The following is a 16,704-nucleotide window of genomic DNA, read 5'->3' as shown; positions in this document are numbered from 1 at the left end:
AACTTGAAGACACAACTATCATATTATTATGTTCAAGTATATTAAAAACGACTTGCCTGCCAGTATAGTGGTCTTTTTCGTGGCACTTCCCCTATGTTTGGGTATTGCCCTGGCCAGTGGCGCTCCTCTTTTTTCCGGGCTTATTGCTGGTATCATTGGAGGAATCGTTGTAGGCTCGCTCAGTGGTTCACAAATTGGTGTAAGTGGGCCGGCTGCAGGACTTGCTGCCATCGTATTGACGGCAATAGGCACCTTAGGTGGTTATCAAAACTTCTTGGTTGCCGTGGTTTTGGGCGGAATCATTCAAATTATCTTCGGTTTGTTAAAGGCTGGGGTAATTGCCTATTATTTTCCTTCATCTGTAATCAAGGGAATGCTCACCGGGATTGGGATTATTATCATCCTTAAGCAAATTCCCCATTTTTTTGGCTACGACGCCGACCCTGAAGGGGATTTCGCCTTTTTTCAAATAGATGGTGAAAACACCTTCAGTGAAATCATCAATTCCATTAATTTTATCAGCGCCGGGGCCACCATAATTGCCGTGGTTGCATTGGCCATCCTTATTTTGTGGGACAGGGTGCTGAGCAAAAAAGCAAAAATATTTCAGCTCATCCAAGGTCCTTTGGTAGCCGTGGTATTGGGAATCCTCTATTTTGCCATTACCCAAGACAATCCTTCTTGGGCTATTTCAAAAGAGCATTTGGTAAGTGTTCCTGTTCCAGACAGCCTTGAATCTTTTGCTGGCCTGTTCAGTTTTCCTAATTTTTCGGTTATTACCAACCCAGAGATTTGGATCACTGCCTTTACCGTTGCATTGGTTGCCAGTTTGGAAACCTTATTGTGCGTTGAGGCCACTGATAAATTAGATCCCGAAAAACGTGTAACCCCCACCAATAGGGAATTATTGGCACAAGGTGTTGGGAATACTTTCTCTGGTCTGGTTGGTGGTTTACCGGTGACACAGGTTATCGTGAGGAGTTCCGCCAACATACAATCTGGAGGTAAAACAAAAGCTTCTGCCATTATCCATGGCTTTTTCTTGTTGGCTTCGGTTATTTTGATTCCAACGTTGCTCAATATGATTCCACTGTCGGTTTTGGCGGCCATCCTATTTATTGTAGGATATAAACTGGCCAAACCAAGCCTATTCAAGACCATGTACAATGCGGGTTGGAAACAGTTTGTTCCTTTCGTCGTAACCGTGGTTGGGATAGTGTTCACCGATCTATTGGTAGGTATAGGACTGGGTCTGGGTGTTGGTATCGTGGTCATTTTGATCAAAAGTTACCAAAACTCACACTTTCTTCATATTGAGGATAAGAGCAATGGAGCCCACAAAATAAAGATGACCTTGGCCGAAGAAGTGACTTTCTTTAACAAGGGAGCCATCCTGAAAGAGCTAGATCGCATCCCTGAAAATTCCTATCTTGAACTGGATGTTCGGAAGACCAGGTATTTGGATAATGATATTATCGAGATATTGGAAGATTTTTCAAGTAAGGCCAAAAGTAGGAATATTGATATAAAACTTATTTCCGAAAGAGGAGAAGTTGAAAACCCTCCCAGTTACATTGAATTTTTTAATCTAAGACCGAAAAAATCGGCATAAAATATTGATATGAAAGCACACACCAAAGAAACACAAGCCACCATGACGCCCCAAAAAGCGCTCCAATTTTTAAAGGAGGGCAATGAGCGTTTTCAACAAAATTTAAAGGCCAACAGAAATCTTTTGGAGCAAGTGAACGATACCAAGGATGGGCAGTTCCCTTTTGCCACTATTCTGAGTTGTATTGATTCCAGAGTATCAGCCGAATTGGTATTTGACCAAGGCCTTGGAGACATTTTTAGTGTAAGGATTGCGGGCAACTTTGTCAATGAAGATATTTTGGGAAGTATGGAATTTGGATGCAAATTGGCCGGAACCAAGGCCATTGTCGTTCTAGGCCACACCAGTTGTGGTGCCATAAAAGGCGCCTGCGACCATGCTCGACTAGGAAACCTGACCAAATTGATAAACAAGATTGAACCAGCCGTAGCAGCGGTTACTGAACCTAAGGATGAGGATTTGAGAAACTCCAAAAACTTGGATTTTGTGGATGCTGTAGCCGTAAAAAATGTTGAGATGACTTTGGACAACATCAGAAATCAAAGTGATGTTCTAAAAGAGATGGAGGACAAAGGCGAAATTGCCATTGTGGGTGCCATGTACGACATCTCGGATGGTAAGGTGACGTTTTTATAATCTTCTCCTAAAAAATAAACCACCCAAAGCCCGACGACCTTAAGGTCGTTGGGCTTTTTTATATTGTATATTTGCTGTCTACGAGATTACACAGTCTTAACCATATTATGTTCAAACATTTAAAAGGGGATTTATTCGGAGGTATTACTGCAGGTATTGTGGCCCTGCCACTGGCACTTGCTTTTGGGGTAAGTTCTGGGCTCGGACCCAGTGCTGGGTTATATGGCGCTATATTTATTAGCTTTTTTGCATCCCTCTTTGGAGGAACAAGCACACAAATTTCTGGCCCCACTGCCCCCATGACTGCCGTGAGCATGGTGGTTATTGCCGGAATTGTGGCCATAAATGATGGGGACATCAACCAGGCCCTTCCAGCCATTCTTACGGTTTTTCTTTTGGCCGGGATCATGCAGGTGGGTCTTGGTCTTATTGGCTTGGGAAAATACATTAAATACATTCCTTACCCTGTGGTCTCTGGATTCATGACTGCCATCGGGGTTATTATACTGGTCACACAAATTTTACCGGCCGTGGGGTATTATCCAAAAGAAGATACCGCCTATGTAAATCAATTTATGCCCGAGGCCGAGGAAAGAATCTTGGAGAATATCCTCAAAGAAGAAGCTGGCGAAGGTATTTTGGTCTTGGAAAATTTTGAAGAAACCATTAGGCGGGCAAAACGAATAAGCCCGGCAGATATGCAAAAAGAAGCCAGTACCTTGGCCGCTAAAAACGCTTCGGGGGTAATTGGCTCCTTTAAGGTGCTTCCCAGGGCCCTAAAAAACATAAATTGGCTGGAACTGGGGCTTGCTTTGGCCACTATTCTTATTATTTATGGTTTTAAGCGTATCACCACTGCAATTCCCAGTACTTTGGTGGCACTGATCATTGTTTCAGGGGCGGCCTTTGGATTTGGGGTGAACTATCGCCCCATTGAACAAATTCCAAGTGGATTGCCCATCCCCAATCTTGAAATATTTACGGGCTTTCAACTCAGCTCCATCACTCCCTATATTTTTACAGCCCTTACCTTGGCCTTGTTAGGTGCGATTGATTCCTTGCTTACCTCGGTGGTGGCCGATAATATGACCCAGACCAAGCACAAACCCAATAAAGAATTGGTGGGACAAGGCATTGGAAACAGTATTGCCGCCATTTTTGGTGGTATTCCAGGTGCCGGGGCCACCATCAGAACCGTCGTCAACATTAATTCGGGAGGTAAAACAAAGCTGTCCGGTATGGTTGCCGGTATTCTTCTCCTTATTATTCTATTGGCCCTTGGCCCTGTGGCATCCCAAATTCCAGCTGCTGTGTTGGCCGGAATCTTGGTCACTGTGGGGATAGGAGTAATGGATTATAGAGGACTAAAGGCAATTCCCCACCTTCCCAAGGATATCAAATTAGGACCGTTAAAGCTCAGTTCAGAAGTGATTATCATGCTGGTGGTCATGGTTCTTTCCTCTATTTGGAACCTTGTTTATGCGGTAGGAATTGGTTTGGTGATCGCCTCATTGATGTTCATGAAAAAAATTGGGGACCTTACCGCACAACGATCCGATGTAAAACCCTTGCGTGAAGAAGCTTGGTCCGATGAAAAAAATCTTCCCGCAAAAATCAAGGAAGAAGTTTTCATAAAACATATTAAAGGGCCCCTGTTTTTTGGTTCTACCAATGAGTTTCAACAGTTGGCCTCCCAAATACCCAACAATGCATCCACGGTGGTCATTAGAATGGGAAGAATGCAGTATATGGATCAATCCGGTCTGTATGCCATGGAAGATGTGCTGCAAGATCTTTTACGAAAAGATATTACTGTGCTATTGGTGAACATACTGGATCAGCCCAAGTACATGATGGAGCGCATTGACATCATCCCCGATCTAATTCCAGAAGAACATATCTTTAAAAATTTTAAAGCTTGTATGGACTGGATAGGTAATAACAATACAGACGACGAATAACAGAACCAACCGATTCTTTGCATGTCCTTGTTAAGATTTCCCAACGATTCAGGACCCATTTATTTGGAAACAGTTCAAGGTAGGCTGCCCGTTGAGCCCTTCAACACCTACAGCAACCTTGTTTTTTTAGCCTTACTCGTATATTGGGGAATCAAAATCTATAAAAATCCAAAACAACATCTATTCTTGGCATGGGTGCTTCCCATAATTGGCATAAGCTATATTGGAGGTACAATTTACCATGCCACACGAAGCCATGAATTCTGGCTTAGGCTCGACTGGATGCCCATTATGCTACTATGCGCTGCACTCGTCATTTACTTTATCTTTAAGCTTGTACGGACTTGGTGGCAACGATTACTTTTGATTGTTACACTTTTGGGGATGTCATTCCTACTACGTATTCTTCCCATTCCTGGTCCATGGCGAATTTCATTGGGCTATGTGATCACAGCGGCAACAATATTGTTTCCATTGGTTTGGTATTTGGTAAGGACCGAAGGAAGAAATATGGTTTTTGTCATCTTGGCTTTTGGTTTTTTTGGGATTGCTGTTTTTTTCAGGAGCATAGATCTTGCCCAGACTTTCTTTCCCATGGGCACCCATTGGTTATGGCATTTTTTTGGTGGTGTTGCAGTACATTTCCTTATTGCCTACATATTCAAGGACAATTTGCTAAATTTGTCCGCCAATACAGCCATCAAACATGATTGAGACCATAAAGGAACATTTGGCTGAAGTGGAGAAATTCACCTCAACCTCAAAAGATGAAATTGAAGCTTTCCGAATCAAGTATTTGGGAAAAAAGGGGCTTTTGAACAGCTTTTTTGCTGAGTTCAAAAACGTGCCCAATGGGGAGAAAAAGGAGTTTGGGCAGGTTGTCAATCAATTGAAAAATGCTGCCACCGACAAAGTAAACGCGCTAAAGGCAGCTCTTGAAAACCAAGTGGAGGCCAAGGGCAAATACGGAGACCTTACCCGTCCCGGAGAGCCCATTACCTTGGGGGCCAGACATCCCATATCCATTGTTAAAAACCAGATAATCGATATTTTCTCAAGAATCGGGTTCAATGTTTCCGAAGGACCCGAAATTGAGGACGATTGGCACAATTTTACAGCCTTGAACCTGCCGGAATACCATCCTGCACGGGATATGCAGGACACATTCTTTATCCAAACTGACCCTGATATTTTACTTCGGACGCATACCTCGTCGGTACAGGTGCGCTATATGGAAAGCCACAAGCCGCCCATCCGTACCATTTCTCCGGGAAGGGTCTATCGGAACGAGGCCATTTCTGCCCGATCACATTGTTTTTTCCATCAGGTGGAAGGTTTGTATGTGGACAAGAACGTTTCCTTTGCCGATTTAAAACAGACACTGCAGTATTTCACTTCGGAAATGTTCGGGAAATCAAAGATTAGATTGCGCCCGTCCTATTTCCCGTTTACTGAGCCCAGTGCTGAGGTTGATGTGTATTGGGGACTGGAAACCGAAACCGACTACCGCATGACCAAGGGAACCGGTTGGTTGGAAATAATGGGCTGCGGCATGGTGGACCCCAATGTCTTGAAGAACTGCGGAATTGATCCCGATGTCTACTCCGGTTTTGCTTTTGGTATGGGGATAGACCGCATTGCCTTGCTCTTACATCAAATTTCGGATATTCGATTGCTCAGCGAAAACGATGTCCGCTTTTTGGAGCAGTTTAAAAGTGCTCTGTAACTTCTTTTATTCTTTTGACCTAACCTTCAAAAAACAACATAAAGTTTTAACAGAAGTTTAAGTTCGTTTGGTTTGGCAACTTCCGAACCAACACTAATTTTGTGCCTTCAAAATCCATTTTATGGAAAAATCGAAGGAAGAAATAATCGAAACTTTAGGGTTGCATTTGGAAAAAGAGAACAATCTACCTCCATTGGCTGCCCGTATCTATGCAATTTTGATCTTGACCAATGAAGACGGTCTCACTTTTGAGGATTGCATAGAAAAAAGAGGGGCGAGCAAAAGCTCCACCTCAACTTCCCTGAACCTTTTGGTAAACATGGGGTTAATTACCTATTTCACAAAGCCCGGTGATAGAAGACGCTATTTTTCTACAGCAAAGAAGAAAACCTTTTTTCTTACCAAACTTCAAGAAAACTTGAACCGTATGGAAACCGAAAAAAACATTATCACCTTGGTTTTGGGCTACCATAAAAAACACAGTCCAAAAAAATATGAAGAAGGCCAAATAAGGACTCAGGTTTATCTGGATTATGTGAGCGAGAACGAAAAAATCCTGAAAAAATCAATCAAAAGATTAGAATCCATTTTAAATGAGCAATAACTCCAAAAATCCCAAGCGCAACAATAACCCTAACATGAAAACAATAAAATCAATCTTAGTAGCAACAACTGTGCTTTTGGTGCTGTCCTGTGGGGGCAAAAACCAACAGCAAGCCGCGGTGCCCCAAACACCTTCGCTAAAGGTGACCACCCTTGAAAAGGAGGATATTACACTATACAACAGCTATTCCACAAACATTCAAGGAGAACAAAATGTGGAGATCTGGCCCAAAGTCTCTGGATTTGTCCAAAATATATATGTGGAGGAGGGGCAACAAGTGAAAAAAGGGCAATTGCTCTTTAAACTGGAAACGCAGACACTCTCGCAAGATGCCGAAGCTGCCAAAGCTGCCGTTAATGTGGCCCAAGTGGAAGTGAACAAATTAGTTCCATTGGTAGAGAAAAACATTATCAGTGAAGTACAACTGGAAACTGCCAAGGCCCAATTGGAACAAGCTAAGAGCACCTATAGCAGCATTGTCGCCAACATTGGCTACTCCAATATAGTGAGCCCGGTAAACGGGTACATTGGTGAAATACCCTATAAGGTTGGTGCCCTGGTCAGCAGCTCCATGGGCGAGCCACTTACCGTGGTTTCCGACATTAGCGGTGTACGAGCATATTTTTCAATGACAGAAAAGGAATTGTTGCAAATGAAAATGGCCGGTACTGGAGTCGGTATCTCTTCTGAAAACTCACCAGAGGTGGAACTTGTAATGATCAATGGCGAAACCTATCCCCAGAAAGGGAAAATTGCCATGGTGAACAACATTATCAATTCAACCACCGGAAGTGTAACACTTAGGGCAGATTTTGACAACCCAGACCTATTATTGAGTTCGGGCAGTACGGGTACCATAAAAGTTCCGTCTACTTATGAGGATACTTTTGTAATCCCCCAGTTTGTTACGGTGGATCTTCAAGGCACCAAAATGGTTTATGTGTTGAACGAGGATAACACAGTAAACACAAAGCCATTGAACATTGTTGCGCAAACCGACACTCAATTCATTGTAAATGAAGGTCTGGAAGCCGGAAGCATCATAGTTGCGGAAGGGGTGTCCAAACTAAAAGATGGGCAAACCATCAATCCCATAAAACAATAATTGCCATCAATCACTTATAGCACAAAAATTTTATGTTCCAAAAATTTATAGATCGTCCTGTACTTTCCACTGTGATATCAGTCATCATAGTGATCCTTGGTATTCTGGGACTCGCCACCTTACCCGTAGAGCAATATCCCGAGATTGCGCCACCAACCGTTCAGGTAAACGCCAATTACACCGGTGCCAACGCCGAAACCGTGTTGAAAAGTGTGGTGGTACCCTTGGAAGAACAGATCAATGGTGTAGAGGGTATGACCTACATGACCTCATCTGCCAGTAACGATGGTGCCGCCAGCATCAGTGTGTTTTTTGAACTAGGGGTAGATCCCGATATTGCGGCCGTTAACGTACAGAACCGTGTGGCCCGGGCCAATAGCCTTTTGCCCCAAGAAGTGATCCAGACCGGGGTGAACACCCAAAAAGCCCAAAACAGTGCACTGCTCTTTTTCTCCATTTTTTCGGAAAATGAGAATTACGACGGCACTTTTGTGGAAAACTATGCCAAAATCAATCTGGTTCCCCGTTTGCAACGGATCAAAGGTGTGGGGAACGTCAACGTTTTTGGTGCTAAGGATTATTCCATGCGTATATGGATCTCTCCCGATAAAATGGCAGCATACAATCTTGTACCCGCTGATATCCAAGTTGCCCTAAGAGAGCAGAACCGCGAAGCGGCAACAGGGAAAATAGGTGAAAATGCCGATGGCATCTTTGAGTATGTCATGAAATACAAGGGCCGGCTTTCCGAAGTTGGGGAATATGAAAACATCATTCTAAAAACCACTGAAGATGGCGGTTTTCTCCGCCTAAAGGATGTTGCTGAAATTGAACTGGGCGCCTTCAGTTATGTGCGAAAAAATTCCGGTATGGGAAATCCCGGGGTTGCCGTTGGGGTATACCAGACCGCAGGATCCAATGCCAAGGAGATCATTGATGAAGTCGAAGCAATCTTGGTTGAGAGCAAGGCGGATTTTCCCAAGGGACTGGACTATGTCATCCCATTCAACACCAAAGACTTTTTGGATGCTTCCATCGACCACGTAGTGCAAACCCTGATTGAGGCCTTCATTTTGGTGTTCATTGTGGTATTCCTGTTTCTGCAGGATTTCAGGTCGACCTTAATTCCGGCCATAGCGGTGCCCGTGGCCATTATTGGAACCTTTTTCTTCCTGCAATTGTTCGGGTACTCCATCAATATGTTGACGCTTTTCGCCATGATTCTGGCCATTGGTATTGTGGTGGATGATGCCATTGTGGTGGTCGAGGCGGTCCATGCCAAACTGGAGCAAGGAGCCGATTCAGCAAGAACCGCAACAAAAACTGCCATGAGCGAGATTTCAGGAGCCATTATCTCCATTACCTTGGTGATGTCCGCCGTGTTCATTCCCGTGTCCTTTATTCAAGGATCCTCCGGGGTGTTTTTCCAACAATTTGGCATTACGCTGGCTGTTGCCATCTTGATTTCGGCCGTAAACGCTTTGACGCTGAGTCCAGCTTTGGCAGCCTTGTTCCTAAAACCTCATAATCCCGATAAAAACCATAAATCTGGATTGGCCAAGCGCTTTTTTAGGGCCTTTAATGTTGGTTTTATGGCCATTACCAACAAATACACGAATACCGTGGGCACCTTGGTAAAACGAAAATGGATCACCGTGGCCATGTTGGTTGGTTTTAGTGTATTGGCAATCATCTTGTTTAGGACCACACCTGCCGGATTCGTTCCCGATGAGGACCGAGGCATCATTTTTGCCAATGTGAGCATGCCCCCAGGCACCACCATTGAAAAGACCGAAGAAACTATTATGAAGCTGGATTCCATCTATGAATCCATGGAAATTGTGGAAGCCCGGATGAGCGTGGCTGGCTTCAGTTTGTTGAACCGTGTCAGTGCCGGTTCCTATGCCTTTTCCATCATGAAATTGAAGGATTGGAGTGAAAGGGATGCGGATTCGCTGTCCGTAAATGCCACCATGCAACGATTGAACGCCACTTCGGCCCAATTCAAGGATGCCCAGATCATTTACTTTACCCCGCCCAGTATTCAAGGTTTCGGGACCAATTCCGGGTTTGAGGTGCAGTTACAGAACAAAGGAACAGATGATTGGTTGGCCATCAATGATGTGAAAAATCAATTTTTGGGTGCCTTGAATGCACGGCCCGAAATTCAATATGCCATTTCCCAATTTGATTCCGGATTTCCACAGTACGATTTGGAAATCGATATCGAAAAAATAAAAATGGCCGGTTTTTCCGCTACCGATGTGTTCAATGCACTACAAGGATATTATGGCGGAATTTATGCCACGGATTTCAACAAATTTGGAAAACAGTACCGTGTCATGATCCAGGCCAAGCCCGAAGATCGTGCCGATGAAAATTCCCTCAACCACATTTATGTTCGTAACAACAACGGTGAATCGGTTGCGGTGAGTCAGTTTGTGGATCTTAAAAAGATATATGGCCCAGAAGTGGTAGAGCGATTCAACCTGTTGAGTTCGGTAAAAGTCAGTGGCGTGCCCAACCCAGGATACAGTACCGGGGATGCAATCAATGCCATTGAGGAAGTTGCGGCCCAAGTGCTGCCCACCTCTTACACATATGACTATTCCGGACTTACCCGTGAAGAGAGCAATGCCAGTTCACAAACCGCGCTCATATTTATTTTGAGCCTTGTTTTTGTGTATTTCCTACTCAGTGCCCAATACGAAAGTTACATTGTGCCACTTTCGGTGCTGTTGTCATTACCTATTGGACTTGCCGGTGCCATCCTTTTCATCAACGTGGCAGGGTTGCAGAACAACATCTATTTCCAGATTGCATTGATCATGCTGATCGGTCTCTTGGCCAAAAATGCCATTTTGATCGTGGAGTTTGCCCTGCAGCGAAGACGGGCCGGATTGTCCTTGTTTGAAGCTGCTGCGGATGGTGCCCGTGCTAGGCTCCGACCCATCTTGATGACCTCTTTTGCCTTCATTTTTGGTTTGATGCCTTTGGCCCTTTCCTCAGGAATCGGTGCCATTGGTAACCAATCCATAGGATTGAGTGCCGTAGGAGGTATGCTTATAGGAACCGTGTTCGGTGTATTTGTTATACCCGTGTTGTTTGTGGTATTCCAAGCCCTTCAAGAACGCATTTCAGGAAAACCCGAAGTAATCCATGAAGAAAGCAATGCCTAATCATTCATTGACCAAACAAAGTAGATTACCCATGAAAATAACATCCACATATAAATTCATTTTGCTGCTCACGGCACCTTTGCTGTTGCAGTCCTGTTTTGTGGCCAAAAACTATGATCGGCCCGAAGTGGAAACAGAAACTTTGTACCGTACAGATAACCTGCCCCAAGACAGTGTTTCCATGGCCAATGTTTCTTGGCGGGACCTGTTCAACGATGAACAACTGAAGTCCTATATTGAGCAAGGCTTGGAAAACAATCTGGATATCCGGATTGCACTACAGAGCGTAACGGCCGCCGAAGCCTATTTGAAACAGGGAAAGGCGGGGTATTATCCAACCCTGAGCGGAACAGCGAGCTTCACCCGTACCAAAAACTCGAGAAACAGCCAGTTTGGTAGCTTTTTTACCCGTCCTTTGGAACAATACGAACTCTCTGGTGCTCTTTCTTGGGAGGCCGATGTTTGGGGCAAGATCAGAAGTAACAAACGTGCCGCCGGGGCATCCTACCTGCAAAGTGTGGCCGCCCATCAAGCCGTAAAAACCGATTTGGTCGCTGCCATTGCCAATACTTATTACCAATTGATGGCCTTGGACAAGCAGCGGGAAATCGCAGAACAGACCTTGGAAGCCAGAAAAAATAGTTTGGAAACCACGGTTGCCCTTAAAGAGGCAGGTCAGGTGACCGAAGTGGCGGTAAAACAGACCGAGGCGCAGGTGCATACCACCGAGATTATCCTCATCGATTTGGAAAACAACATCAAATTGTTGGAAAATGCCTTTTGCATTCTGTTGAGTGAACCCCCACACGAAGTACAACGTGGAAGTTTGGACAATCAATCCATAGAAACAAATCTGCAAACTGGGGTTCCCTATTTGTTGTTGGCAAATCGACCTGATGTGATGCAGGCGGAATATGGGCTGATCAATGCTTTTGAACTGACCAATGTGGCCCAAAGCAGTCTATATCCTTCATTGAGCCTTACCGCTGCTGGCGGATTTCAAAGTCTGGAGTTCGACAATTGGTTGGATGCAAGCTCGCTATTTTCCCAATTGGTGGGTTCACTCACCCAGCCCATTTTTAATGGAAGAAGGCTGCGGACCCAAATGGAGGTGGCCAAAGCACAGCAGGAACAAGCCCTTTTGTCGTACAAAAAAACATTGCTCACAGCAGGAAAAGAAGTCTCAGATGCCCTGTACACCTACGATGCTGAAACCCAAAAATTGGATGCACGTTCCAAAGAATTGGACGCCTATTCCACAGCCGAGGATTATTCAGAGGAATTGTTGAACAATGGCCTTGCCAACTATTTGGAAGTGCTGACAGCCAGACAAAATGCCCTTAATTCGGAATTGAGCTATGTGGATTCACAATACGGTCAACTGAGTGCCATTGTAGAGTTGTATCGTGCCTTGGGCGGCGGATGGCGATAAATAACGATAGGGACGTGGACAGCAAAGAAGATTTACTGGCGTTTGCCATATCCAATTTTACCAAGTTCGGGAGCAAACGCTTTTCCATGGACGAATTGGCGCAAAGTATCGGCATTTCAAAAAAGACCATTTATAAATACTTCGACAGTAAGGAGGAGTTGGTTACCGAAAGTCTTCAATATTTATTGAAGAATGTTCGAAATGCCATTGAAAACTATGTTCGAGAAAATCCCAATGAAGAAGAACCTTTACAGACCATTGTTTTCATTTATAAATTGGCTTTGACCAATCTGCAAGCCATAAATCCATCCTTTTTTTATGGGCTTAACAAGTATTATCCAAAAGCATCCAAGGCCTATGCTGATTTTCGGGCGGACATCATCTGGAATGTGGTATTCCCCCTTTTGGAAAAAGCTCAAAAAATGGGACAGATACGGCCCAACGTGAATGTAGAACTGACGTGCAAGGTTTTTTTATCGCGGATGGAAGACACCGTCTACGCCAAAACCAATCTTTTTGAAGAATACAGTGTTCAGGAATTGCTAGATCATATTGTGGTGAACAACCTGCTTGGAATACTTACCCTCGAATACCTACAGGACTGCAAGCTGGATAAATAACTTTTTCTGAGCATTTTGCACCAACTTTTCCAATTTCAAAAAATAGAAGACCTTTTTTTTTGGATTGCTGGTGTGTTTTTGGCTGTGGGCATGCTTTTACCCTTACTCAATGGACTGACCGCCAAATGGGCCCATCCCAAATTGGTCAGGCCCGCTACCGAGAATGCTTAAAAGTTTCGGGGATTCTCCACTCAAATGATTATCTTTCATCAAGATACACTAAACCTTGAACCATGTTTTTTCGCTTGATTTTCCTCTACATTTTATTGCTATCAAGTTCCATTTTTGCCCAGAAACAAGAAATAAAAGTAGATCAAGACCGATTGGAAAAACGGATTTTTGATCTCGCTGAATTCGGAATGCAAGAAAACGGGGAGACAGAACGGGTGGCCTTTAGCGATGCTGATATTGAGGCCAGAAATTGGGTGGTGCAAACACTCAAGGGTTTTGGAATGGAAGTCAAAATTGATGTGGCCGGAAACATTATTGGAAAGCGAAAAGGAACCGATGCTTCCAAAAAACCCATTGCTTTTGGGTCGCATATTGATCGTGTACCCAACGGCGGAAATTACGATGGCTGTGTGGGTTCCATGGCCGCTTTGGAAGTGATTGCAACCTTGAATGACAACAACATGAAGACCAAGCACCCCCTGGAGGTCATCATCTTTCCTAATGAGGAAGGTGGTGTTATGGGCAGTAGGGCCATGTCTGGCAATTTGACCAAAGCCGCCTTTAACGTAGTTAATTCCACGGGATATTCCATGGGTGAGGGCATTATGCGTTTGGGAGGAGATACCACCCGAATTACCGAGGCCATCCGAAAAAAGGGGGATATGGCCGCCTTTTTGGAACTGCACATTGAGCAAGGTGGCATTTTGGAAAAAGAAAATCTCAACATAGGTGTCGTGGAAGGCATTGTGGGTCTAAAATGGTGGGATGTGGTCTTTACCGGTTTCGCCAACCATGCCGGTACAACACCAATGAACGCTCGGCAAGATGCGCTCTTGGCAGCTGCCAAATTTATCGTGGCCGTGAATGAGGTCACCAACAGTTTTGATGGCCCCCAAGTGGGCACGGTAGGTCGAATTAAGGCAGAACCCGGGGCGCCCAATGTTATTCCAGGAAAAGTGGTGACCAGTTTGGAAATTCGCGATTTGTCCTCCGAAGTGATTGAAAAAGTTTTCCAAGCCATCAAGGCCAAAGCCCAAGAAATTGCTGAAGCCTCCAATGTTACCATTGAATTTCACCCTTTGGACACCACAGCAGAACCCGCACTGACCGACCCTCAGATCCAAAAAGAGATTGAAGGTTCCGCCAAGGCGTTGGGGCTCACCTACAATTATATGCCCAGTGGTGCGGGACACGATGCCCAAGATATGGCACGCATTGCCCCCACAGGAATGATTTTTGTGCCCAGCAAGGGTGGCATCAGTCATTCCCCAAAAGAATTTACTTCAGCAAAAGACATGGCGAACGGTGCCAATGTGTTGTTGAACACTATTTTGGCCTTGGATAAAAAATTGGATTGATAATATCATACCCTAACCTAATCACCTTAGGATTAAATGAACAAATTTTACTTCCTCCCACTCATTTTTTTATTGGCAAACCAATTTTCTTATTCACAATCAGAAGCAAAAAAGAAAGAAACTATCCTAGCTTATTTGAGTGAACTATCCTATCCCGAGTTTTCAGGCTCCATATTGATTGCCGAAAAAGATAGTGCAATTTTTGAACAGTCATATGGGTATGCAAGTTTAGAATATGATATAAAGAACAAAAGGCACACACTTTTCAATATAGCATCAATTACAAAGACAATGACGGCTGTTGCCACCCTGCAATTGGTAGACAAGGGTCTTTTGGATTTACATACTCCCATAGGCAAATACTTGCCATCTTATCCTAACCAGAACGTCCGTGATTCCGTTACGGCCCATCAATTGTTGACACATACTTCGGGATTGAACAATTTTTTGGTTGATGACTTTAAAACGATGGGTAAGTTGAACTTAAAGGAAACCAAAGACTATTTACCATTGTTTTCTTCCGAGCCCCTTTTGTTTTCACCTGGAACACAATACTCCTATAGTGCTGCTGGCTATATTGTTCTTGGTCTTTTGATAGAAAAGCTGAGCGGTTTAAGCTATCATCAATATTTGGATGCACATGTCTTTGAAAAAGCTGGTATGGATAAGACGCTGGCCATACCTCTGGATTCAATTGTAAAAAACAAAGCTAGTGGTTATACCAGCTATTTTGGTGAAGCTGACCATCTCTCTAAAAATGATTCATTTCTTAGCAAAGCAAACCCAGCAGGATTCTACTATTCAACCATAAAGGATCTTCTAAAATTTTTCACCGCCCTTAAAAACTATCATTTAATTTCCGAGGGCCTGACCAACAAAATGATGTCACCTTTGGTAAAAGGGTACTATACACATTATGGATATGGAATCTCGGTAGATAAACGATTTAATCAAACTATTGTTGGGCACACTGGTGGGTGGTATGGCATTCAATGTGAATTGATGCATTTTCAAGATGACGAGATAACTGTAATTATACTTTCAAATGTTGATACGGCTGAAGGTAAGGGAATGAACAAAATTTCAAATTTCATCAAAAATGTACTAGCCAATAAACCCTTGACCCATTAAAAAAGAATCGCTCTTTATTTTTTAAATCAATCTGGTAAGTTGCATTGGCAATAAGGGCAATACTGAGCCAATACGTTCCCAAAATCAGCAAACTTGCGTAGGCAAAAGGCGCTTTAAACTTATTGATGGCCAGCAGGGTATCAGAAAACATGAACAACAAAACCGCTACTGCAATCCACACATATGCCTTTCCCTTATCTCTCAAATACAGGCCAATGCCCTGCCACGCCATACTGGTAATGACCAAAACATAAACAAGAACTGGCAGCATGAAATCTTCCAAATCTGGTTTGAGCCATAGCAAAATAGCTGTTCCTACGGAGAAAAGAATCAAAAAAGAACCCCAATGGGACCGAAACCCTTTAAGATGAATAAATCCTGCTGTAAAAAGGATATGGGCCATTAAAAAAGCGGCCAATCCAAAAACAAAATAAGCTTGGTTGAGCAGAAGGATATCACCCAAAAGGCAAAATCCAAACGCAAAAATCATAATGAACTTGAACTTTGAACGTTCGCTTTTTAGCGTGAAAAACAAAAGAGATGTGATAAAAACAGTGGTCAATGGCTTAAAAAATGCATAAAGGTCATGTCCTACAAACTCAAAATAAATGGCAATACAGGCCGAAACCGCGCTCAATACATTGATGTTCCTCTGCCAATTTTTAGGTTGTTTCACCATTGTGTAAACGGTTTTTTGCTCAATTGGGAATTATAATATTCAGGCTTTCCCGTTACTTCTTCCCCCAGCCATTTGGGTCTTTCAAAAACCTCATCCTCATGGTTGAGTTCCACTTCGGCCACCACCAACCCTTTATTTTCGCCCAAAAACTCATCCACCTCGAATAATTTGTTGCCCAAGGGCACTTCAAACCGCACCTTTTCCAAGATGACATCTTCACATAGATCAATCAAATTGGTGGCCTCCTGTAAACTGATTTCGGTTTCCCACTCAAAGCGGGTGGTCCCTGACAGATTACTGGGCCCCTTTACCGTCAAAAAACCTTGGTTTCCTTTGATTCGAACCCGAACCGTTCGCTCGGGATCAGTGTTTAAAAATCCTTGTGCTATCCGTACTTGCGATGTGGCCTCCTGTTTGTAGGCATCCGAGACCACCAAAAACTTGCGCTCTATTTCCAAGTGTTCCATCAAACTAAATATACCCTAAATTT

Annotated in this window: 14 protein-coding genes; 12 read left to right on the top strand and 2 right to left on the bottom strand. The window is 43.8% G+C overall.

Annotated elements, in window-relative coordinates:
* Positions 1 to 28 precede the first annotated feature (28 nt).
* From A7D14_RS12000 to A7D14_RS11945, 12 genes are all read left to right on the top strand, one after another.
* On the top strand, positions 29 to 1,612 hold the full coding sequence (locus tag A7D14_RS12000) for a SulP family inorganic anion transporter (protein WP_067034759.1): 1,584 nt from the start codon (positions 29 to 31) through the stop codon (positions 1,610 to 1,612).
* Between the two features lie 9 nt (positions 1,613 to 1,621).
* Positions 1,622 to 2,248 (top strand): carbonic anhydrase family protein, encoded by a 627-nt coding sequence (locus tag A7D14_RS11995; RefSeq protein ID WP_067034757.1) that lies wholly within the window; start codon positions 1,622 to 1,624, stop codon positions 2,246 to 2,248.
* A 107-nt stretch (positions 2,249 to 2,355) separates the two neighbouring features.
* Positions 2,356 to 4,209, top strand: a complete 1,854-nt coding sequence (locus tag A7D14_RS11990; RefSeq protein WP_067034755.1) for a SulP family inorganic anion transporter — start codon at positions 2,356 to 2,358, stop codon at positions 4,207 to 4,209.
* A gap of 21 nt (positions 4,210 to 4,230) precedes the next feature.
* Positions 4,231 to 4,923 carry a hypothetical protein gene (locus A7D14_RS11985; protein ID WP_067034753.1) on the top strand — a complete coding sequence of 231 codons (693 nt, stop codon included), beginning with the start codon at positions 4,231 to 4,233 and terminating at the stop codon, positions 4,921 to 4,923.
* Entirely contained in the window at positions 4,916 to 5,935 is a 1,020-nt protein-coding gene (pheS, locus tag A7D14_RS11980) for a phenylalanine--tRNA ligase subunit alpha (RefSeq protein ID WP_067034750.1), read from the top strand. The genes A7D14_RS11985 and pheS overlap by 8 nt, the downstream gene beginning before the upstream one ends.
* A 121-nt stretch (positions 5,936 to 6,056) precedes the next feature.
* A complete protein-coding gene (locus tag A7D14_RS11975; RefSeq protein WP_067034748.1) occupies positions 6,057 to 6,539 on the top strand; it encodes a GbsR/MarR family transcriptional regulator in 483 nt (160 codons plus the stop codon).
* Positions 6,540 to 6,573: 34 nt separating this feature from the next.
* Complete coding sequence (locus A7D14_RS11970; RefSeq protein WP_255307447.1) at positions 6,574 to 7,644, top strand: efflux RND transporter periplasmic adaptor subunit; 1,071 nt, start codon at positions 6,574 to 6,576, stop codon at positions 7,642 to 7,644.
* A 32-nt stretch (positions 7,645 to 7,676) separates the two neighbouring features.
* Positions 7,677 to 10,823, top strand: a complete 3,147-nt coding sequence (locus A7D14_RS11965; protein WP_067034744.1) for an efflux RND transporter permease subunit — start codon at positions 7,677 to 7,679, stop codon at positions 10,821 to 10,823.
* 31 nt (positions 10,824 to 10,854) lie between these two features.
* Entirely contained in the window at positions 10,855 to 12,255 is a 1,401-nt protein-coding gene (locus tag A7D14_RS11960) for an efflux transporter outer membrane subunit (protein WP_067034969.1), read from the top strand.
* A complete protein-coding gene (locus A7D14_RS11955; protein WP_083158085.1) occupies positions 12,246 to 12,875 on the top strand; it encodes a TetR/AcrR family transcriptional regulator in 630 nt (209 codons plus the stop codon). Before A7D14_RS11960 ends, A7D14_RS11955 begins: the two co-directional genes overlap by 10 nt.
* A 233-nt stretch (positions 12,876 to 13,108) precedes the next feature.
* Positions 13,109 to 14,404: a Zn-dependent hydrolase gene (locus tag A7D14_RS11950; protein WP_067034742.1), complete on the top strand. Its 1,296-nt coding sequence runs from the start codon at positions 13,109 to 13,111 to the stop codon at positions 14,402 to 14,404.
* A gap of 72 nt (positions 14,405 to 14,476) precedes the next feature.
* On the top strand, positions 14,477 to 15,535 hold the full coding sequence (locus A7D14_RS11945) for a serine hydrolase domain-containing protein (RefSeq protein WP_255307446.1): 1,059 nt from the start codon (positions 14,477 to 14,479) through the stop codon (positions 15,533 to 15,535).
* On the opposite strand, the gene A7D14_RS11940 is transcribed toward A7D14_RS11945, so the two are convergent.
* A complete protein-coding gene (locus A7D14_RS11940; protein WP_067034738.1) occupies positions 15,498 to 16,214 on the bottom strand; it encodes a lysoplasmalogenase in 717 nt (238 codons plus the stop codon). The two genes, A7D14_RS11945 and A7D14_RS11940, sit on opposite strands and share 38 nt — an antisense overlap.
* The gene (locus A7D14_RS11935) at positions 16,208 to 16,681 is read right to left on the bottom strand and encodes a CYTH domain-containing protein (protein ID WP_067034735.1); all 474 of its coding nucleotides are present in this window, start codon (positions 16,679 to 16,681) and stop codon (positions 16,208 to 16,210) included. The genes A7D14_RS11940 and A7D14_RS11935 overlap by 7 nt, the downstream gene beginning before the upstream one ends.
* Positions 16,682 to 16,704 lie beyond the last annotated feature (23 nt).

The sequence above is a fragment of the Allomuricauda sp. CP2A genome, from assembly GCF_001683915.1.
Lineage (GTDB): Bacteria > Bacteroidota > Bacteroidia > Flavobacteriales > Flavobacteriaceae > Flagellimonas.
This window is presented reverse-complemented; position numbering and strand designations above follow the sequence as displayed.